This window comes from Sulfuricurvum kujiense DSM 16994, from assembly GCF_000183725.1.
In the GTDB taxonomy this organism is placed as follows: domain Bacteria; phylum Campylobacterota; class Campylobacteria; order Campylobacterales; family Sulfurimonadaceae; genus Sulfuricurvum; species Sulfuricurvum kujiense.
This window is the reverse complement of record NC_014762.1, coordinates 1,710,383-1,731,845: the sequence shown is the minus strand read 5'-3', so window position 1 is coordinate 1,731,845 and position 21,463 is coordinate 1,710,383. Positions and strand designations below refer to the sequence as shown.

24 protein-coding genes and 1 pseudogene are annotated in these 21,463 nt (G+C 38.1%); 19 read left to right on the top strand and 6 right to left on the bottom strand.

What is annotated here, in order from left to right; genetic code table 11:
• The gene (locus SULKU_RS08645) at positions 1-342 is read left to right on the top strand and encodes a cyclic-phosphate processing receiver domain-containing protein (RefSeq protein ID WP_041666790.1); all 342 of its coding nucleotides are present in this window, start codon (positions 1-3) and stop codon (positions 340-342) included.
• A gap of 2 nt (positions 343-344) precedes the next feature.
• Here the strand turns inward: SULKU_RS08645 and SULKU_RS08640 are convergent, their stop codons facing one another.
• A complete protein-coding gene (locus SULKU_RS08640) occupies positions 345-668 on the bottom strand; it encodes a hypothetical protein (RefSeq protein WP_013460580.1) in 324 nt (107 codons plus the stop codon).
• Positions 669-785: 117 nt separating this feature from the next.
• Here SULKU_RS08640 and SULKU_RS14505 point away from each other — a divergent pair, with 117 nt between their 5' ends.
• The 16 genes and pseudogenes from SULKU_RS14505 to SULKU_RS08560 all read left to right on the top strand — a co-directional run bounded on the left by SULKU_RS14505 (position 786) and on the right by SULKU_RS08560 (position 16,656).
• Entirely contained in the window at positions 786-1,451 is a 666-nt protein-coding gene (locus SULKU_RS14505) for a hypothetical protein (RefSeq protein ID WP_013460579.1), read from the top strand.
• A gap of 59 nt (positions 1,452-1,510) precedes the next feature.
• Positions 1,511-1,963 (top strand): hypothetical protein, encoded by a 453-nt coding sequence (locus tag SULKU_RS08630; protein WP_013460578.1) that lies wholly within the window; start codon positions 1,511-1,513, stop codon positions 1,961-1,963.
• Between the two features lie 53 nt (positions 1,964-2,016).
• A complete protein-coding gene (locus SULKU_RS08625) occupies positions 2,017-2,499 on the top strand; it encodes a GNAT family N-acetyltransferase (protein WP_013460577.1) in 483 nt (160 codons plus the stop codon).
• 67 nt (positions 2,500-2,566) lie between these two features.
• Entirely contained in the window at positions 2,567-3,022 is a 456-nt protein-coding gene (locus SULKU_RS08620) for a hypothetical protein (protein WP_013460576.1), read from the top strand.
• Positions 2,979-3,854, top strand: coding sequence for an SIR2 family NAD-dependent protein deacylase (locus SULKU_RS08615; protein ID WP_049766973.1), 876 nt, complete (start codon positions 2,979-2,981; stop codon positions 3,852-3,854). Before SULKU_RS08620 ends, SULKU_RS08615 begins: the two co-directional genes overlap by 44 nt.
• Positions 3,855-3,896: 42 nt before the next feature.
• Positions 3,897-4,316 (top strand): hypothetical protein, encoded by a 420-nt coding sequence (locus SULKU_RS08610; protein ID WP_013460574.1) that lies wholly within the window; start codon positions 3,897-3,899, stop codon positions 4,314-4,316.
• Positions 4,317-4,382: 66 nt separating this feature from the next.
• A complete protein-coding gene (locus SULKU_RS08605) occupies positions 4,383-4,565 on the top strand; it encodes a hypothetical protein (protein WP_013460573.1) in 183 nt (60 codons plus the stop codon).
• A 119-nt stretch (positions 4,566-4,684) separates the two neighbouring features.
• Positions 4,685-4,819, top strand: a pseudogene (locus SULKU_RS15160) (sigma factor-like helix-turn-helix DNA-binding protein); the annotation flags it as partial.
• Between the two features lie 52 nt (positions 4,820-4,871).
• Positions 4,872-5,306 carry a hypothetical protein gene (locus tag SULKU_RS08595; protein ID WP_013460571.1) on the top strand — a complete coding sequence of 145 codons (435 nt, stop codon included), beginning with the start codon at positions 4,872-4,874 and terminating at the stop codon, positions 5,304-5,306.
• Between the two features lie 75 nt (positions 5,307-5,381).
• Complete coding sequence (locus tag SULKU_RS08590; protein ID WP_041666789.1) at positions 5,382-5,816, top strand: ankyrin repeat domain-containing protein; 435 nt, start codon at positions 5,382-5,384, stop codon at positions 5,814-5,816.
• Positions 5,817-5,871: 55 nt separating this feature from the next.
• A complete protein-coding gene (locus SULKU_RS08585) occupies positions 5,872-6,753 on the top strand; it encodes a 3'-5' exonuclease (RefSeq protein WP_013460569.1) in 882 nt (293 codons plus the stop codon).
• A gap of 9 nt (positions 6,754-6,762) precedes the next feature.
• The gene (locus SULKU_RS08580) at positions 6,763-7,686 is read left to right on the top strand and encodes a 5'-nucleotidase (RefSeq protein ID WP_013460568.1); all 924 of its coding nucleotides are present in this window, start codon (positions 6,763-6,765) and stop codon (positions 7,684-7,686) included.
• Positions 7,687-7,743: 57 nt separating this feature from the next.
• Positions 7,744-9,618 carry an McrB family protein gene (locus SULKU_RS14500; protein WP_013460567.1) on the top strand — a complete coding sequence of 625 codons (1,875 nt, stop codon included), beginning with the start codon at positions 7,744-7,746 and terminating at the stop codon, positions 9,616-9,618.
• Positions 9,619-9,621: 3 nt separating this feature from the next.
• The gene (locus tag SULKU_RS08570) at positions 9,622-10,890 is read left to right on the top strand and encodes a 5-methylcytosine restriction system specificity protein McrC (RefSeq protein ID WP_013460566.1); all 1,269 of its coding nucleotides are present in this window, start codon (positions 9,622-9,624) and stop codon (positions 10,888-10,890) included.
• A gap of 11 nt (positions 10,891-10,901) precedes the next feature.
• The gene (locus tag SULKU_RS08565; RefSeq protein ID WP_013460565.1) at positions 10,902-13,355 is read left to right on the top strand and encodes a PD-(D/E)XK nuclease family protein; all 2,454 of its coding nucleotides are present in this window, start codon (positions 10,902-10,904) and stop codon (positions 13,353-13,355) included.
• Positions 13,348-16,656: a UvrD-helicase domain-containing protein gene (locus tag SULKU_RS08560; RefSeq protein WP_013460564.1), complete on the top strand. Its 3,309-nt coding sequence runs from the start codon at positions 13,348-13,350 to the stop codon at positions 16,654-16,656. Before SULKU_RS08565 ends, SULKU_RS08560 begins: the two co-directional genes overlap by 8 nt.
• A gap of 1,175 nt (positions 16,657-17,831) precedes the next feature.
• Here SULKU_RS08560 and SULKU_RS08550 read toward each other — a convergent pair.
• On the bottom strand, positions 17,832-18,056 hold the full coding sequence (locus SULKU_RS08550) for a helix-turn-helix domain-containing protein (RefSeq protein WP_013460562.1): 225 nt from the start codon (positions 18,054-18,056) through the stop codon (positions 17,832-17,834).
• A gap of 307 nt (positions 18,057-18,363) precedes the next feature.
• Between SULKU_RS08550 and SULKU_RS08545 the strand changes: the two genes are divergently transcribed.
• Both SULKU_RS08545 and SULKU_RS08540 read left to right on the top strand, forming a co-directional pair.
• On the top strand, positions 18,364-18,768 hold the full coding sequence (locus SULKU_RS08545; RefSeq protein ID WP_013460561.1) for a hypothetical protein: 405 nt from the start codon (positions 18,364-18,366) through the stop codon (positions 18,766-18,768).
• Position 18,769: 1 nt separating this feature from the next.
• The gene (locus SULKU_RS08540; RefSeq protein WP_013460560.1) at positions 18,770-19,279 is read left to right on the top strand and encodes a hypothetical protein; all 510 of its coding nucleotides are present in this window, start codon (positions 18,770-18,772) and stop codon (positions 19,277-19,279) included.
• Positions 19,280-19,734: 455 nt separating this feature from the next.
• On the opposite strand, the gene SULKU_RS15310 is transcribed toward SULKU_RS08540, so the two are convergent.
• The 4 genes from SULKU_RS15310 to SULKU_RS08530 form a co-directional block, all read right to left on the bottom strand.
• Positions 19,735-19,866: a hypothetical protein gene (locus SULKU_RS15310; protein WP_013460559.1), complete on the bottom strand. Its 132-nt coding sequence runs from the start codon at positions 19,864-19,866 to the stop codon at positions 19,735-19,737.
• 156 nt (positions 19,867-20,022) lie between these two features.
• A complete protein-coding gene (locus SULKU_RS15305; RefSeq protein WP_281047842.1) occupies positions 20,023-20,157 on the bottom strand; it encodes a hypothetical protein in 135 nt (44 codons plus the stop codon).
• 221 nt (positions 20,158-20,378) lie between these two features.
• Complete coding sequence (locus tag SULKU_RS08535) at positions 20,379-20,951, bottom strand: hypothetical protein (RefSeq protein ID WP_013460558.1); 573 nt, start codon at positions 20,949-20,951, stop codon at positions 20,379-20,381.
• Positions 20,948-21,448, bottom strand: a complete 501-nt coding sequence (locus SULKU_RS08530; RefSeq protein WP_013460557.1) for a hypothetical protein — start codon at positions 21,446-21,448, stop codon at positions 20,948-20,950. The genes SULKU_RS08535 and SULKU_RS08530 overlap by 4 nt, the downstream gene beginning before the upstream one ends.
• Between the last annotated feature and the right edge of the window lie 15 nt (positions 21,449-21,463).

The window sequence follows — 21,463 nt, the reverse complement described above, 5'->3', positions numbered from 1 at the left end:
ATGGAGTGGAAACTGTATCTTGACGACATACGAACACCCAAAGATCCAACCTTCGTCATTTCAAGAACAGTTAAAGATGCTCAAAATTTGATTCTTACCTGCGGGGTACCTATGTTTATCTCATTCGATCATGATTTAGGAATGGATAATACGTTGAAAGTGCATCCATCAGGTTATGATTTTGCAAAATGGTTGGTGGAGATGGATATGGATGGGATCATCAGTATTCCGAAAAATTTCACGTTCATCGTTCATTCTGCCAACCCTGTTGGTGCAGAAAATATACGAATCTATTTACATACTTATATGGAGTTCAAATATAATGAAGTGAAAGCACAATAGATTTATTGTGCCTGTTCTAAAAGAGTATCGAACAGATTTAAATAATGCTTTCTCGTATTAAATCCAATCAATATCGCATCTAAATCGCTTCCATCATTTCCGCCAAACTCAGATATGAGCAGATTAAAGGCTGGATTAATTGGAGCGACATCAACAAAATAGGCTTTTACAAAATTCCATTGAGGGATATTTTTGCCATCCAATACCGTGATAGGTTCGATACGAAGATGAGATAGATTATTTAAAATGTATGTTTGAAACGCATCATCCAAAGCAGGATTAGAGTGCGGGATACCAATAAATACAATAGGGGTGTTGATAGACATAGGTGACCTTTGTAGTGAAGTGATATGGGAAGTATAGGATGGAAAGTGGACAGTAAATATCCACTTCACTAAGAACGAATAATGATATGATGTCAACAATAATGATTGGAGCTTGATATGACAGATTTGGAGAAAAAATATTTTGACACAGTGTTTATCGAACGAATTTGCACTTATGCGCAAATTGCAGAGAAGATTGAGATTTCAGCAGAAAAACTGAAAGAAATGTATGCTAAAAATGGCGGAATTGACAAATGTATTGCAGATCAAATCTTTAATATAGACATTATTGAATATTTAAACCTTAAAGATTCAATGTCTACAGATAAAGTAACAATTGATGAAATATATCAGAAATATAGTAATAAAAAAAGTAGTGCTAACGAAGGTGAATTTCAATTTCATGATTGGAAAGAATTTTATGGATGGTATATAGAACAGATTAAAAATGGTGAAACGTGTTGTTATTGTGGAGTGAATCAAAGCAAAATAAAAATTTCTTTAGATGGTGTCAATAATTTAAGTACTCCATATGTCAGATTAAAGCGAAAAACACGAGGTGTATCCTTAGAAATAGAACGAGTTGATACTTCTGATGGTCATAATTTATACAGTGTGGAAAATTGTAGGCTTGCATGTCATGTTTGTAATAATGCAAAAAGTGATTTTATTACTGCACAAGAATTTGAACCTATTGCTCGTGGTATTTATAATTTCTGGAAAGAAAAAGTAGGTGTTCAAGACATAATATTTCCTACAGAAGTATATAAAACCTTTAAATAGATTGGAACCATTTTGTCCACTTTTCAAATTACACTTATTCAAAATATCGGAGATAAAACATGATATCCATTGGCAGTTCAAATCGAAAAGTCGATTATAAAAATATCTATGAAGCCATCATGGGAGAAGTGACAAAAAAATCAGTCTATTTTGATCGAGTCTATACGCAACCGCTGGGATGGGCGCGATTTATCGAAGAAAACAAATGCTGTAATAAATATTATCTCAATCTTAGTAATCCTGAACTGCATAATGATGGTCAAATCGTTTTTGATTTTGATTTGGACCAAGAGGACGATCCTGAGCTGGAAGATGCGGAGTTGCTCTATTGCATCTGCAATTTTGAAGACTCTCTCAAAGTGTTTGAAGTTGAGCGAAACGGCGGAAACGGAATCCGAATCCAATTTGTTAATGCTGTAGCGGAATTTTTGACTCGTGGACACGGCAATATTGAGATTAGAAGATCGTTCATTATCCCGCTCGACACTGAAATGAAAAACTTGTTGACATAAAACTGTCCACTTTCTCTTCTATACTTTGATTATCAAATCAGAGGAGTACGCTTATGGACATCCAAATACAACCCCTGCATATATCGACATTAAACAGTGTAATCGCTTTGCGTGATGCCGTTTTTCCTGACCTTGGTAAATATGAATATGAGACACTTCAAGCCTGTTTAAATCCAGTAAAACACCAAGTACATAAAAAGCTTGGAATCGTAGAATTGGCATATTGGACTGCTATTGATCCGAATACAGATAGTCTCTCAGGTTTAATCGGATTGTATACGGAAAACGATGTTGAGGATACTGTTTGGCTGGGATGGTATTGTGTCGATCCTCAATATCGCGGACAAAAAATAGGCTCAAAACTTTTGGCTTTTGCAATCAATGAAGCAAGAAAGCAAAATAAAAAGTATTTGAGCCTTTATACCACTGCCGATGAAGAATACACAACTGCACGCATACAATACGAAAAAATCGGCTTCGCACATTACAAAAGCGTGAAAAAAAATCTTTTTTATAGATTGGCTTTGCAGAACTAATCTAGACAAATTATGTCCAAATTTGAAGATATACTATTGACAACATAAATGATATACAGGAAATAAAATGGCACAAATACTTGCAACAATTGAAGAATATATCAGTCAGGTTCGCAAAAAAGACACCATCTTCATCTCATTTAATGAACCCTACGCCAAAGCAAGGCTCGGCATTCGTATCGAAGAAGAGAATGGATTTATGGGGTTTTTGGATAAAAAGAAGACGAATTGGGAAAAACGGGATGAATTCATCCAATGGATGAAAGAGAATTACCCTCATATTGCAATTGTAGATGTTTTTGACAATGTGCCGTTAGGATATTTGGAATGGCCGTTTTTGGGAACTATCGCGATCGATGTTGAGATAGATAGTCTCGAATATCATGTGATCAACAATCGCTATGAAGATGAAAATGGTGAACCAAAATGCCTTGATGCGGTAGTTTGGATTATGTCATATGATGTAGCAAAAGAGCTGCATGCAAAAAAAGAAGCAATGTGGGCGGCTGAGCTTGAAGACTGATGAGATAGAACGCTACATTCAGCAAGCAAGTGCCATTATAGAATCAGCTGACGCGATCCTCATCACCGCCGGAGCAGGAATGGGTGTGGATAGCGGACTCCCCGATTTTAGAGGCAATACCGGATTTTGGCAAGCATACCCTGTTGCAAAAGCGAGAGGACTATCGTTTGAAGCTCTCGCCAATCCCGAATGGTTTGAACGGGACCCATCTCTGGCGTGGGCATTTTATGGTCACCGTCTAAACCTCTATAGTGAGACTATTCCTCATGAAGGATTTTCGAAGCTACTAGAATTATGTCATTCCAAAGGGGATAACTATTTTATCCTTACCTCAAACGTCGATGGGCAATTCCAAAAAGCAGGGTTTGATGAAGCTCAAATCTGCGAAATACATGGAAGTATCCATCATCTACAATGTACAGCGAGTAAAGATCATGGAATATGGTCTGCTAAGGAGACGAAGATCACAGTAAATATGGAAGTGTTCCAAGCACAAGCACCGTATCCACTCTGTCCAAAATGCAGTGCGTTGGCCCGCCCAAATATATTGATGTTCGGCGATTGGGATTGGATAAGTGAACGCAGTGATAAGCAGATGAAACGTTTTGGTCGTTGGAAATTGGATATGGCTAATGAAAAGAAGAAAGTTGCTGTCATTGAAATCGGTGCCGGAACGGCGATAGCATCTATTCGTCGTATGAGTGAGAGTGCCGCGAAACAGTTTCATACCTCTTTGATACGCATTAACCCACGAGAATATCAAGGACTGCATGGGACGATAAAACTGCCATTTGGTGGATTGGAAGGAATTAGACAAATTCTGTCCATTTAAATCAGCATACTGTTTCTCAAATAATAGATTAAGAGAGACAGCATGAATGACAATCCAAATCCCCTACAAATTGAAATAGTACACGAGTATATCGGTGAAACTGCTCCAAAATCCAAACGGCTAAACTATGAGCGCATCAAGGAACTTTGCACGGAGGCTCAGTATTTGCGAGTTGAATTGAATAAATCGCAAACAGAGGATATTACAAAGCGATTAGATACTTTTATTGAAGAGTTAAAACAATTGCAAAAATCAACGTCTAAGTACCTTGACAGTGATGAGGTCATGTCAGATTTGGAATGGATCGTCGAATATATTCACAAAGAGGAATGGATTAATGTGACGCGATGGTTAAGCAATATCGACAGTTCGATTAGAGAGATGTGGTCGCATTATATTGAGCAAATCATAAAACATAAAAAAAGCACTGAGATGAAGAATAATATAGATAAAAGCGTTTAAGTTTGTTCTCAGGACACAAATTTTTGATTTTTATACAATCTCATCATATAAAACCTAGGAGTCTCAATGGTATCCAGTACACAGAATGATGTTGAATTTACATTGGAAGAAATTTCGTTGGTGCTAGAAATCCCAAAAGAAACTTGTCGTCAGGTTTTATTGATGGCATTGCGTAAACTGAGCACACCGAAGAATCAGACAAAATTAGAAGAGATTGCCGAACTTGTCGCTATGATCGAAAGAGTCTAAGGATGTATGAATCAACTGTAAGATACGAAAAAGATTTCGTGATGCGAGAACTGCTAGGCTGTAATGGTAATGTCACGTGTATTCTAATTACACTGGATAGACTTGGTTTGCATGGATGCGATTTTACATTGAGCGAAATTGGTGAAGTTTTGCATGTGACAAGAGAGCGTGTGCGTCAAATAGAAGCGAGCGCAATTAAAAAACTGAAGCACCCTAAGATGGGTAGAGTCATTAAAGCATATATGGAATCCTAAGTTGATTGATTAATAGTATAGTTCTTGAGAAATATAAATAAAGGCAATGATAATGGCAACTAAATATCCTACCCCGAATTTCATTATAGATAAAGATTACCAAACTTGGCTCGATAGAAAAGCCATGGCACATCGAAAACGCGATGGAAATCAATTTACAAAGGAACAATACAAACAAGCAATACATAAAGCTGTCGTTCTCAGCGAAGGATGTGATTTTTATACCGGTGAGATGCTTGAATGGGGCCTCCTTGGTACCTTTGGGAATGAAGAGAATGGTATAAAAAACTATAAGAAAGAACCTAAATTGCCTACTGTCGATCATCTTAACGGCAGATCAAACATTGATTTGTTATTTGTCGTAACCGGATGGGCAGTAAATGATGCAAAAAACGATCTTTCGTATGAAGAGTTTTTAATATTGTGTGAAAAAGTTTTGAACCAGAAGGGAAAATGTATTTCGGATCTGAAAAAATTACAGAAGTAATATTTGAAAATTCAGACAAATCATGTCCAGCTAAATGTGTATAGTTTCAATATGAGACTATACAAGGAGATCGGCATGATAACCATCCAGATATTTTATAAATTCACCCTAATCAAATTCAAACTTATTCGGCGTTATATCCGCAATGGCTATTTCAATGCCATCAAATCTCACAACAACTTAAAACTCAAACGGATACTCAAATTGTATCCTCAGGTTATAAAAAGTAAAAATGCTCTAGGTTTGACAGGGTTGATGCAAGCGGTAGCTTCACGAAATTATGATGCGATTACGTTACTGCTGCAAAGTGGTATCGATCCTAATGTGATGGATCAGGATGGATGGACGGCTAAAGCGTGGGCGATACTGATGAATGATCATAAATCACTCAAACGTCTTAGCCAAATCAGTGTATTGACTTATTCATTAGACAATAAAGTGTGTGGCATGGCAATTGTAGGTATTGGAACTATTCTTTCGGATAAAACGTTGCCAAATAAACTGCCATGATCACATTTAAGTGATTAAACACTAAAATATATTACTTTTTAATAGAAAGGTCTCCATGCGTCATACCATTATCCTCGATACCGAAACCACTGGGGCAGGGGAGGTCGATCGTATCTGTCAGCTCAGCTATCTAGTATGCGATGAGAAGGGTGAGATATTAGAGCTTCACAATGATCTTTGTACCCCTCCGCTTCCGATTAGTTTTGAAGCTATGGCAATCCATCACATTACTCCCGAGATGCTGACCGGTGCGCCTAAATGTATTGAAACATCCGCTTTCAACCGTCTCGCAGAGCTTAATACGCCTGATAATCTGATGGTGATACAAAACGCCGAATTTGACCTTGGAATGCTTGCCAAAGAGGGGATGGGACTCGAGATGAAACTTGTCGATACCTTCCGGGTATTGCGTGCATGGCATCCGCTCGACACACCGCACGGGCTACAGTTCAAACGGTATCAATGGGGGCTTTATCACAAAGAGCAACCCCTCATCGATAAACTGGGAATCGAGATCAAAGCTCATGATGCACTAGGGGATGTAATCGTTCTTAAGCACCTATATGAGAAACTTCTCGAATCTCACAACGCTGAGGGCATGATCGAATTGTGTTCCAAACCGATCATTCTCGACTACGTTCCGTTTGGCAAACACAAAGGGAAGCGATTTGAAGAGGTTGCACTCGAAGCACGAAATGACCTCAAATACATGCTAGAGAACTTCGATTTAGACAGTGATTTACGTGCAACGCTGCTTCACCATATGAAAGCTACTAAAGGGTCGGCCGTCATTACGATCGGATTTGGAAAATACCGTGGTAAAACCCCTGCAGAAGTAGTGCAAAGCGATCCAGGCTATTTGACATGGCTGCTCAACAACGCTGAACGTCTCGACGATGAGACCCGCGAAGCTATTAACAACGTATTGAATGCGTAAGTAAAATCGATGGGCTATAATCTACAAAACAAACTCGTTGTTGCGGTTTCTTCCCGTGCTCTCTTTGACCTCGAAGCTGAAAACAAAGTCTTTGAAGAAAAAGGGTTGGATCACTATTACGAGTATCAGCTTGAAAACGAGCATAAACCGTTATCCAAGGGGACGGGATACCGTCTGGTCGAAAATCTCTTGAAAATCAACTCTTTTTTCCCAAGTGATGAAAAACAGGTCGAAGTGATTGTCCTCTCCAAAAACAATGCCGCTACGAGCCTGCGAATCACGAATGCGATCAAAGAGTGCAATCTCGATATCAGCCGATCAGGCTGGACGAGCGGCAATGATATCTCCAACTATCTCAAAGCGTTCAAAGTCGATCTTTTTCTCTCGGCAAACGATGCTGATGTGATCAATGCCATCAAAAGCGGTGTCGCAGCAGCGAAGATCCTCCCTTCACATGAGAGTGTTCATAATTCTCTCGGAGATCAAGTACGCATCGCGTTTGATGGGGATGCAGTGCTGTTTTCCGAAGAGTCGGAACTAGTCTATAAAGAACACGGGCTTGAAGCTTTTATCGAGCATGAGAAAAATAATATGCACAACCCAATGGAACAAGGTCCATTTGCCAAATTTCTCTTCACTATCTCAAACATCCAGTCCAAATTCAAAGACCAAGAATCCCCCATCCGAACTGCTCTCGTCACCGCCAGAGGGGCACCGACACACGAACGTGTCATTAAAACGCTCAATGCGTGGGGAGTCCGGATCGATGAAGCGTTCTTTTTGGGCGGAACAGACAAATACGAAGTGCTCGAAGCGTTTGGTGCCGATATCTTTTTCGATGATCAGGATGTCCATTTGGATCTCTCATCATCTGTGGTGCCGAGTGCGAAGGTGATACATGAAAGTATTGAAGCGTATGGGAGGAATCATTGAATATTAGATATCCGAAGAGTGTATCAAATCGCATAATAAATATATTTAGGAATGTATATGAAAATTTTAATTGCTAATATCGCATGGATTAATAATGGATGGACAGGATTAGATAATCAGACAACATCTGGTCATAAACATGTAAAAGATGGTGGCATAGCACATGAAAGTTTGAATTTTCTTTTTGATGGCGCTTGGAACGACCATGAGCATGTATATGGATTTTTTCAAAGTACAAATCCTCCGCAAATTGAAGGTGATAAGAATATTATCATATTTTATTCGAACAAAAAAATCGTTGGTGTATATAATAGAGTTGAATATGGAAATTTTAGACCAGTCAACAAACCTCATGAAATTGATCAATTTAATTTAAGAGCAGATCGAAGTACTAGTTTTAAGTTAGATAACTTTATTGAATTCAACGAAGAAAAACACTTACCTGATGATAAAAAAAGAATTGGGCAAATTGGTTTCACTTATATAGGTAATGAACAGCTTGTACAAATTCTTGATGAAATGTTGGAAAAAAATTTTACATCTTTTTATGAAATTGAGCAGATTAAAAAGGATATTGGCATACAAAGAAAATTTAGTGAATCATGGGACGATTTTATAAAAACTATTGATTTTGAAAAAATTAACTTAATAAAAAAACAAGTAAAAGATGAAAATTTGGAAGAGGGGTTGAGAGTTTTTTCATTTTTATCTGATTTTCGGGATAAATTACCAACTTATATCAAATCACTCTCAACATTTTCTAGAGGAAAAAATAGCCATCCAACTCAACCACAATGGTCAAACGAGAATGGTTTCAGAGTTGGATTTTATTATGGTGATAAAAATTATATGCCAGCTACTCAGTTAAATATTACTATAGGAGCTAGATGGGGAGGCGGTATTTTTATTAAAGATAACAAAAACTTAATTTTTGGCAATATTAAAATTCACGAATATTTAAAAAATACTTTTCCGGAATTGAACTTTAATGAACAAGAAAAACATATTGGTGCTATTTGGTTCAAAAATAATATTCATGAATTACCATCAGAAAAAGATGTTTTAATAGCGGTCAAAAAATTAAGTGTAATTTTTGAAATAATGAAAAAAGGCGAATACATGGACAAATTAACTAGACTTTTATTAAATCAGTATCAAATAATTTTACAAGGCCCTCCTGGAACAGGTAAAACAAGACTTGCTAAAATGTTGGCTAATTTCATGATTGATGGCTCAATGAATAGTGAAATTGATGGCTCAATAAAAGATAGAGTAAAACTAATCCAGTTTCACCCTTCGTACAGTTACGAAGATTTTGTGCGTGGTATTGTTGCTAAATCTAATGGCACCCAAATTGAGTACAAAGTTGAAAATAAAGTACTTGCATTGATGGCAAAGGCTGCCTATGAATCTTATAAAGATTCTAAAGAAAATGCCAAACCATTTGTTCTTATCATTGATGAAATCAATCGCGCCAATTTGTCAACTGTCCTAGGGGAATTGATTTATGCACTTGAATACAGAGGAGAGCCTGTTGAAAGTATGTATAGCGAGGAAAATGATGGCAATACGATTATATTACCTCCAAATTTATATATTATTGGAACGATGAATACAGCTGATAGAAGTATTGGACATATAGACTATGCAATACGGCGACGATTCTCATTTATAAATGTATTACCAGATGAATCAGTTGTACATGAGCAGTCTAAATTTAGAGATGTACTAAAAATATTTGATGACCATTTATCTCCTGAATTTAAAAAAGAAAATGTCATGCTGGGACATTCTTATTTTATAGCTGACAATGAAAGCACTTTGGAAACTAAACTACAATATCAAGTTTTACCGCTACTAAAAGAGTATTTGTCTGATGGAATTTTATTGGAATCAGCGAGAGAGATTATTCAAGGTTTGGAAAAAGATTGATAAATGCAGGTTAAAGCCAAAGAACATGAAATCATTAATCAAAGTATCAACCCTTCAAAAATAGCTGTATATAATCAGGAATTTTTGAAAAATAGTGCAAAGTATTTAGGAATTCATCAAGAGTTAAATGAAATGTTAGAACCTGTCATGAAGTCTCACTATTTCATAGGGTGTAGATGGCTTGAGGAGGAATTGTATATTCATGTGAGTCCGAAAGAATATAATGGAGAATTTGCATCTTATCTCTCTATGTTCATTGAATGTCTTGATGACCCGATTGTGTCACAAAAACTGAATGATACCTATGAAATATTTTTTAATGAAAAATGGATAGATATTAAATCTTCAGAAGATTATTTAACTCCTTTTTTAATATTGCATTTTTTACAAATTGTTAAAAAGATTACTCTAAAAGGATTAAAAAAAGGGTATGTAACAATCACAGAAAATATGACTTCGAAAGTCAAAGGAAAGATATTAATTAACCAAACTATCAAAACTAATCATTTCAAAAACAGATTGGATAAAACTGTTTGTAAACATCAGGTTTTTACAGTTAACTGTATCGAAAACCAAATTATAAAAACAGCACTAATTAGATGCATGAAATATCTTTCTAGTATCTCTAATAATGAAGAAATTTTACGAACTTACAAACAAAATACAAATGCTTTTGAGCTGGTTGAAGTCTGTGATGTCCTGGAATCTGATTTTTCTTCGATTAAACATTCTCCCTTTTATAAAGACTATAAACAAGCATTGGAACTTGCCAAAATGATCTTCAAAAGATTTGGTTTTGTACATACACATAATGATATTGGCAAGAGTGTAAAAATTCCTCCATTTTTCATCAATATGCCTGAGTTATTTGAGCGTTTTGTTGAAGTTAAACTAAGAAAAGTGTATGGTAACTTATTGATACCTGGGTATGATCAATCAAATGGAAAAGCTTATTCTTCATGGAATCTTCGTCCTGATTTTATTGTTGAAGGGAAAGGATTAATAATTGATGCAAAATATAAATACTGGTTTGAAAATAATGACAAAACTGATAGATTTAAAGATGATTATCAACAATTGTCACTTTATGGACGTTTACCAGAAATTAAAAAATTAATTGGTGTAAAGCGTGATGAGGAAGCCAAGCTGATATTTATTTACCCAGAAATAACAAATGAAACTGAGTTAACTGAAAAGGCATTTACGTGTGAATATAGCAATTCGGTATTTAGCAACATCATAAAAATCCCCATTGGTATAAAAGTCAGATAGGTTACAAAATAATGAAATTCAATCAAACTCTCTTTATCGCCCGTTCAACCGAATCAGTGGATATATATCTATCCAATCACACCGGAGCCATCAAAGCCATTACCCTCGGTGCGCTCCTCTCCTCTGAATTCTTTTCATCATCGGTTGCGATGGATGCTATGATCGGAAAAATGCTACTACAACGTGTGGTTGAGAGCTTGAAACTGGACCATTTCGATTATCTATCCACGGCTGAATCAGCAATCGGCGAACTCTATGCGCATATACTAGCGTGTAAGCGTAATAAAATCAGTCTTGAGAGCTTCGACTATCCGCCTCAAAAGCTTTTTGAACTCTCCATTATTTTGGATGCCTACAAAACTTTGAAACAATCGATGGGGTTAAAAGATAACGCCGATGTTCTGATAGAAGCGATCGAAGCACTCAAAGATACCGATTATTTTAACACCTACTCGAAAGTCGTTATCGACACTTTTGAGGAAAATGGTGTTCGCTTTTACGGTAATACTTTAGAAAAAGAGGCACTGGATATCATTCGCGCCCTACCTCATGCTCAGAGCGTTGAAACTGATCATCATAGTGTAAACCCTATAGCTACCTACACACCACAGCAATCTCGTTTTGATGAGGCGATTTTTGCGATCAAAGCAGTAAGAGCGTCGATGATGAAGGATGTCAAAGATACCGATATTGCTATCGTAACCGGAAACCTTGGCAGCTATCGCCGTGTATTGGAAAGCTATGCCCCACAATACGGGATGAAACTGCGATTTAGCTCTGGGACACCGATGTTGCAATGTCCGTTATTCCAAACCTATCTTTTGTATAAAAATTTTGAAGAGTTTAATGAGTTTTATGCCCAAAAAGTCCAAGAGGATCTAACATCAGGGATACTCACCTATGAGGGGATCGAAGAGGTAAAACAACAGTTTTTACAAATCAAGAAACTCCATCTTCGGGCCACAAAACTGCGAGAAAATACGCAAAAGCTTTTTGATACAAAAATTGACTTCAAAGAGATGATCCTCTCTTTGGCTGAAGAGACCTATATACCCCCTCTTAAAGAAGATTACGGGATATGGGTAGCCGAACCCAACCAGATGACACAGCATGTTTTCAAACACATCATTTTTATCGGAACCGATCTCTCCGTATTTCCTCCTAAATCAAAAGGGAACTTTCTCTCCACACCCGATCAGCGTGAACACTATTTAGGAGTCGATAATTCGTATCTATTGAGCCAGTACTATTTTGATCAGCTTCGACGTAATTGTGAGTCGTTGCACATCTCGACTGCATTGCAAGAGGGGAAAAAGAAGCTCTTTATTTCACCGATCATCACCGATCTCCCTGTCATTCGACTTGAGGGGTATGAGATGGAATCAGAGAATGAATATCTACTCCATCACCGCCGATTCCACCAAGATGAGCGTTTTGAAGAATATGTTTCTTCAATGCATGCAAATGAAACTGGACATTATGACGGCTTATTGAGCGAACATCGTTTTGAGAGCGGAGTCCTATCCGCATCTAGCCTCAATGAATATGCCAAATGTCCGCTGCGTTATCTTTTGACCTATCAATACGGTGCTGAACCTCTCATGATCGAACGCGATGATGACGCACTTGAAGCGAGCGATATCGGGACGATTTTCCACTCCATCGCCGAAGTGTTTTCTAAAGAGGTAAAAGCTGGAAGTATTGATTTGGGTGATGAGGCAACGATACCGATCAAAGAGCGTCTCCAAGCCATTGCCACAGATGTCCATCAATCCTATATCCAAAAACATATTGTGGATGAGGGGAAAACACCGAACATTTTTCATGAGATCGTTTTGGATGATTTGCTCAAAGGGCTATTTGAAGAGCATCACGAACGCGGTCTACTTATTCGGTTTTTAGACTACGTCTATACCAACGGAAAACTGGAACATTTTGAAAAGAGCGAACAGCGCTTCTTGCTCGATGATGATTTTATGATTACCGCTGATAAAGACAAAGCGATAGTCAAAGGGTTTATCGACCGCATCGATTTGGATAAAGAGAACAAAATACTCACCGTTATCGATTATAAAACGGGGAAATACTCCAAGGACAAGGAAAACCGTCTGATTGAAGAGATGGGGTCGTTCAAACAGTTCCAACTGCCTCTCTATCTTCTCTATGCGTCACAGGCATATGCAGATCATACGATTGACTCATATCTTCTTGCAATGCGCGATGGCAAGGGGACAAAGGGATACGCGCACATGAGCACGGATGAAGCCAATGGATTGTTGTTCAATGAAGCGTATGCGCAAGGGCTCAAACTTCGGATTCGAGAGATCAAAGCAGGGATAGAAGAGGGGGATTTTAGGATGAGTCCATCAGATACCAACTGCGAGTATTGTCCGCATGAGCGAATTTGCCACAAAGACATATTGCCTCACAAGGGGATAATCGATGATGGAGGCGATAATGAATAAATTTGATATTTTTAACCATGTCGCCATCAGTGCCGGAGCGGGTTCAGGTAAAACCTATACCCTTTCACGCCGTTACATCAATATTCTGGTGGGATTCAACCTGTTTTATGAAGGGGAATCGTCTCGGCCTATGCTTGAAGCGTTAAGTCCCGCCCGTCCAAATGAGATCGTCACCATCACCTATACCGAAGCGGGTGCGCTGGAGATGAAGAGCCGTATTTTCTCTCTGATCCAAAACACCCTCCGGTATATTGAGGGCAAACTCGATCTCAAACATGATGATTACGATTCGATTCATAAAGCGCTCAACCCTTTGGATCAACCATGGATAGAACATGTCCAATCGATGCTGGAGCATTCACTGCGATATCTATCATCAGCCACCATTAGTACGATTCATTCTTATTGTCTTGATTTGATCGAACAATTCGGTGACTATCTCAAACTCGATTCCAAGCCCCAGATCATCGGTGATGATGAAAAGATTTTAGCGTACACCGATGCGTATCGAGCTGTTCTAAGCGATGAACCCGAAATTATCAAAGAGATCAATCAGACGATTTCACTCTACAAACTCTCCCAAATCGCCCAAAAATACAGTTTTAACGCACAGTTTCGCGAAGCATTCAACAATTACGCCCTCCTTTGTGATGATAAAGAGTTTTCACTCCGTGAGATTTGGATGGCATCTCACCTGAGTACGTATCGGGAACATTTTGAAAAAGGTTTTTCTGCACTCGGTGCTCTTGCAACCCAAGACCCATCCAAGAGCGATTATTGCGACGCAATTTTGGCGAATGCTAAAACACTCTTGCAAGGTCATGGAGAGTGGTTTGAGTATCCGGGACAATTTCGAAAAAATAAAAATATCGAAGAAGATACCTTTGAATCGGTAAAAGGGTTGCGAGATGCACTCAAAGAACTCAAATGGACTATGATCGATCCCGATGCGGAGCGCTATTACGTGAGCACACTAAAATACGTTCACGCTCTGTTTGTGAAAGTGTACGAGCGATTCCGCTTGGCTTTGAGAGAAAAGGGGTATACCGATTTTGAAACTATATTGGAGCAAGCCAATATGCTTTTGGAAAAAGATATTGCCCTTTCTACCCGCTACTTTATGGTCGATGAATTTCAAGATACCAATAGCTACCAATGGGGGATTGTTACCAAAGCCGCTGCTAAAAACAATGCGAATATCTTTATTGTCGGTGATGAAAAACAATCTATCTTTGCGTTCCAAGGTGCCGATGTTTCGGTTTTTGCAAAGGCTAGCCGATCGATAGGAATTGAAAAACCGCTCTCGATGGAGGTCAACCGACGAAGTGATCGCTCTATTATTGATTTAGTCAATGATGTATTCGCTCCGGCGATGGCGAAAAAAGAGTCTATTGCGTTGGAGCCGATAAATTGTATCGGCGAATTTCGCGCCGATGATTGTATCGCTTTGTTTAACACCTATACCGCTCAACCACGGATCTTTAATGACTTTGAAGCACGGTACGAACCGCTCTTAACACCTGATACGAAAGGGGAGGGGACAATCGCGATTCTCGCCACACCGGTCGATCATACAATAGCAGAGTGTGAAGACGAGTGCAATGAATCTCTACAAGAACTCCGTCATATCGCCTCATTTATTCACGAAGTCACCCAAGGCAAACATCCTCAGTATAGTGATGTGGCCCAAGCGTACAGCGAAGGCAAAAAGGCGATTGCAGTGTTGTTCGATTCGCGCAAACACATGCTCCCTCTCAAACAATGTCTCTTGGAACTGGGGCTGCGCGCCAAAGTAAGCGACAGCGGCAACTTTTTTGAGACCAAAGAGGTCAACGATATTTTTATTGTTCTAAAACTTCTCTCTATCATGGATAATCTAGATTGGGAGAATCTTCGCGGAAAAGAGAAATATGTTATTAGCGGAGCATTACGATCGAACATTTTACGATGCAGTGCCGATGAGATCGAATACTGCTTGAGAGTGAAACGCTTACCTGAAATTCTATTCCGCTGGAAAGCTTTGTCGTTTTATACGCCGTTGCATAAACTGGTGCAAAACATTGTCGAAGAGAGAGCATTATTGCACCTCTATCGTCATATTGATGGATATGAGCAACGTGCAGCTAATATTGAACAATTGATTGACATGGCACACGAATACTCGACTCGTATGGGATCGAATCTCAAAGGATTCAGCGATGAGCTCGAAGCATTTATCCACAACGAGAACGTCATCGAAGAAGAGGCATTCGTGATCGAAGAGGGGGTTGGGTCTATCGAGATAGTGACTATGCACGGCTCAAAGGGACTGGAATGGCCTATGGTCATCATCGGTGCGATGAATCGATCCTTTTTAGGGATGTCGAAGCAAGAGACACTCGTCTATGATCGGTTTGAAAACAAAGAGTTGATTGGTTTTAAAATCGGCGAATATGAACCTCTTGTCTATAAGTTCATCAAAGAGCGGATAAACCAAAAGCATCTTGCCGAACGCAAACGTCTCTTTTACGTTGCGATGACACGACCAGAGCATCACCTCGTCCTCTCAACAGCTATCAATAATTACGAAAAGGGACCACGCCTTTGCTACAACTGCGGCAGTAACAATTATTTCACTCTCGTCAATAATGTGTTGGGTATCGATTATGAAGAGCTGTATGAGCGCCATATCGATCAAATAAAAAATATCTCGATCTATTATCCCGGAGAGTGGAGCGGTAATGACGCGACCAATGCAGAGATTGAAGTCATCCCGCCAAAAATAGTTGAACCGCAACAGTTTTCACGGTTCTCATTTATCTGTCCAAGCGGAACAGTCAATCCGTTGAGTTTCTTAGAAGAGAGAGAGTTTGATGCCGGAACCGCTGGCAGTGTTGTCCATAAAATACTTGAAAATCACTGGCATGAACTCGAAAACGATAACATATATGAGCGGTATTTTAATGAATACAATGTTCCTGAAGAATTTAAAAACAATATCATCCGTATGTCTAAAGTATTTATGAAAAGTCGTCATTTTACTAAACTCAAAAACGGTGCTGAGGCGTATTTTGAGCACGACTTTGTTATGCATCAAGATGGAAACCAAATTCGTGGTAGTATCGATTTGTTTTATTACGATGATGAAGCCAACGGATGGGTGATCGTAGATTTTAAAACCACGGCATTGAATGAAAAATCTCCTGAAGATGTCATAATTGAAAATGGCTATGACAAGCAGCTTGAGTTTTATGGAACCTATTTAGAGAGTGTCATAGGAGATGAAATTATTATCTCTAAAGAGATTTGTTGGTTATCATGACAAGCTTTATAAAATCTCTATCAAGTGTATTTTATACAAGATATAGTGGATGGTGATTCAGAGGTGTTGCAATTCTCTCCCTTTTTTTGTTGAGTCATAGTGACCAGTATCTTAGCGCGGAATAAAAGTGATGATTGTCGGAGAATCGACGTATAAAATGCATGGAAAATGCTAAAAATATTTTGATCTGGCTACACTTATTAGGACATAGAAACGATAGAATTTCTAGATAATAAGCAGAGGATAATCAGATGTAATAAGACCAATAGATGATTCTAAAAAAATGTGATTTTTGCAGTAAAAACTTAATTTATTATTTTCAACAATTGAAGCAATCTCTTATTAATAAGCATATTTTAAAATTTATTTAAAACAGATTAACAAGAGATTTATGACATAGCCTGTCCAGCATTTATTCGATGGTGTTTTGACGTGAACAGAGCAATAATTTAACCAAATTACCCCTTAATATTTAACTGATTGATTGAAACTATGATAAGTATCTTTATAAGCGACATATTTCTCTTAGAAAGCTCACTGCACTGCATCTTAGTCATCGGCGCTTAAGCCGCGTGCGGTAAAAGTTGTATGCACGTTACTTGTGAAATGCCACCGTGAGGAGGTGTTTTTACCTGACAAAGTATAAAAAGAAAAGAAGACATATTGTGTCTGAATTTATACGTATTATACGTATATGTTAGTACAAAGGATAAACATGTCTACTAGAAAAATGAAGTATACTTATTCAAAATCGCAAAAAAGTGAACTTAGTTATACAAAAATAAGGAGAAAACTCCATAAACGAATTGGTCGAAAATTTAATCGTAGTATTGACAATATTATTAAAATAATGAAGAAAAGGAAATATGAAAACCTCTTGGAAGGGGATTTATAAGTGATTCTTAGATAGTAAAACAGATTTTTGAAGGCGACTTTTGGATCGAATTCTTTGATGGGTTCATAGGTTAATATCTTCTTAATAGCTCAGATATGAGATTGATAACAATCAATGAGCTTGATCACAGAGTTTATTTGATAAATTGACCTTTTATAAAAATAACTGTCATAACATGTATAAATTATTCAATATAATTTATCTTAGGTTAACCAAGAAGCAAATACACGAACAATATCTATTTCTCGGCGTTGATGAAAGGCCTGAAAGGGAGAGAACTCTACAGTTCTTTACACACACCACTATTTTTGATGGCTTCTTTGAGCTTTTTACACTGCATGTTCTCAATATAGAGACTCAACCACGACTCAACCCAATAAGGGATCTCTCTTCCCTCATTCCCCCAGTTTGAAATCGTACCGCCGGTAGTCCCTAAAATTTCGGCAAACTCTTTTTTACTGAGCCCGGCAGATTTGAGCATAGCATTAAATGCGTGTTTGTCCATGAGTCCCCAAATACTTATTCGTTTATAAAATTCTATCCTAACCACTTCAAATGTTTACTAAATTATTTAAAAAGTCTTATTTGTGAACTAAAGTATACTTTAATTAATTAAATGTTTACTTCTTATAAATATTACCACTATTTACTACACACTTTGCAAAATATCATAAATATACATATAGGTACTAAATTGTGATTTAATATAATCAAATATGTATACAAAGTGTTGACATTGTTTATATATGAGTATATAATAGCAGAAATATATAGATATATGTTTATTTTAGTCTAAATTAAAAGGAGATTTAATGTCCCAAGTTATTCACAGCGATATTGATCTGTGTATCGATGAAGAGAGAAAAGAGATTATTATCAATCCTAAGGGGGAGCGGTTTTATTTCGTAGGTTGTGAAGAGCAACACAAAATTTTTCGTGATGCGATACTCCGGTACAACTCTACTGAAGAGAGTTACAAGATCGAGGGAGAGCAGACCCTCTATACCGAGCATAAAGGAAGGGGATTTGATTATGAGAAACTTTTGTGCCTACATCCGATAGAGCTGATCAAACGGAAAAGCTTTTTCGGGATAGTTTGGTACAACGTCAGTGGAATTCTCAATCGTGAAGTACGGAGTGTTTATCTATGCCTTCATAAAGAGTATCGAATCCATGTACGTTCAGGAATCATCTCTAAAACCATTAAGGAACGTTGAGATGAAACTGGAGATGATAGCTTCAAACTCGATTGAAGTATGGATAATGACTTTTTTTGTTGTGCTAGGGGTGGGATTTTTGCTGTTTGCCAGAAAAGGAGAACTGATATTTGCGGGAGTGATTGCGCTCGCTGGGATGACATCGATTGCCTACAGCAATCACAGTAAATATATTGGAAAGCATTTTTTGATGGAGCAGTTTAACGCAGACAGCGCACTTTCATGCGGATTATGGCGAGGGGAGAGTGTACGGGTTGATCCTTTAAAGGGGTGGAGATTTGAGCAGGGTGTCGGATTTGTGAAAGGGGATGTGATCATCAATGATCCAAGCGTGTGTAGTGTCATCGGTAAACCTTTTCCTGAACCTTCCACTGTTCCCTATTGGATGGCGTTTGTGAGTGTGATCGGAGTACTGCTAATGCTCCACTATACCATCATAGCTAATCCACAGAAAGTAGCGAAAGAAGAAGATCATGATGCAGACGATGATACGAACCGTGAACCATCGTGAACGATGGTACCGTCTCGAAGTCTCAGAAAACCTGTTAGGTGAATGGGTGTTAATCCGTAGTTTTGGATCGGTGTATAAAGCAGTGCCGCTTGGAATAATATGCCAAACTTTTCCAGATAGAGAAACTGCCGATAAAGCATATGTTCAATTCAAGCTATGATAGAGTGAAAATTAAAAAGAAGGAACGATGCTATCCTTCACACCCTTTATTTGTTTGACGGAGGAATATTATAATGTGAAGTGATGTTCGAAAATCGTATAGCATGAAACTGACAACAGATGAAAAATTTATTATTCTCACATGGATGCCCACGGCAGTAATGTACCTGATCAGAGATGCACAGAGTGCACTGACAATGCTTGGGGGAAATGTCAGCGAGGTTGGTTTTATAGTGATGTGATCCGCTTCAACGAGAAGCTGATGAAAATTTGAGGGAAAATCTTTTAGATGCGGGTTAGTATTTTTTAGAAGGGAAAAGATCACGTACGTCGAGATTCCACTCTTTGGCCAGTAAAATGAGGTGAGAAAGATTGTAATTAGCGTTATTTTGTGAAAATGATGCAGGAGATACTTTTACAAATACCATTTTAGCTTCTGGCAATTTTGGAAAATCAAATACACACTACTACCTTTAGCAAAAGAAGGAGAGCAGGGGATGATCCCCTTTATTTTTAATGGCAGCTCACTTTAATTTTTTCATCGCGTCATCTAAAAGATCATCGAGTTTTTGGGTTGGTGAATTTCATGCTCCCTTTAGTTTATCAAATCCTCCGATTGATTCCGAGAGGTGTTTAGCTGAACCAGTTAGATCGAAGTGCTGATATTTAAAATCCCCTTCTTGTTTGGCGGTGGCAAAGCTATTATTTTGTGCATCCATCCAAGCGCTGTTTGTTGGATTGGAAGCACCAACGGTAGTCACCCCACCTCCACCATTAAGAGCATTGCTGGCGGCACCGAGGGAGGCTCCAGTTGGGCTTTTTTTTCCAATATTTTAAATCAATTCTAACAAAACAATAGAAGCAAGTCAACACGAAAATAAATGGTGCATAAATATGAAGGATTTATTGTTAAAATTAATTTGAATTGAGAGTAGCCCGATTAATCAGGCTGTCTTGCTTCTTTGATACAAAATGCTTGCATGGCATCTTGTACAAATTCCTTGCTTTTAACTTTTGGTTTTTGAACACTATTATGCTGAACGGAATCGACATATGCCAAAGCCTCAAGTGAATTTGTACTCTCATCAAAATATTTCTTGGAGTACCCATCCAAAGCAGTATTTAATCCTTCCAATATTGTATCTGCCTCCGCTCGATAAATAAAACGCTTCGGATCAAATTTGCAACACAATCGCTGCGGTTGACCTTTTTCAATATTGAGTTCGAAAAAATCATTTGGTTCGTCTGAAATCAAATGTTTACTGGCGAAAAGTTTGAGATATTTTCGGATATAGATCATTTCTACATATTTTTCTGTCAAAAGCATACCCTTATAGTCGATCAGAACTTTTTTTAGAAAAGGTGTTAACTCTTGAGTTCTTGGATGTTTTTCCAATCCATAAATACGAATCACTCTAAAATCACCTCTTGGACACAAATTGTTCACATTTACCGGTTCATCCAAATTAAACAACCGAATCCCAGTATTCTTTGCTTTTTCTATACTTTTCATTTCGTTTCCTCCAATTGTTTCCAGGTAGTTTGAATAAGGGTATGCCCCACCTCAAAACGGTGTTTCTTTTGCAAAAATTTTGCGATGTAGCGAAAACCTTTTCCCATTGTTTTAAGAGTTTTTACTTCTGCCCAATATCCGATCAAGGTGTCACGTTTTGGTGAGGATGTATGCCGTTTTTGATCGAATGTTTTGATTTGGCGAATCGTCAGTTCGCCGATCTCTTCGAGACTCATATCCTCAAACCGTTTTTTACTGAGTTGCTTGTCCTCGTTGTAGAAGGTTTTAATGGCCAGGAGCATAGCTCCGTATGATAGTGTTGCTACTTCAAGATCGGCGTGTTGCTCTTTGAGCTTGTGAATCAGGCGGCGATGGCGCTGTATGATATCAAGGCGATATTCCAGAGGTAATCGCGACAGGTACCGCAGTAAAAAACTCTGGTCTTTCTCATTCATCTTAAGTAGACGTTCCAGGTTAAGTGTTTTGGATTGCTCCATGTTGATCCTTTCAAT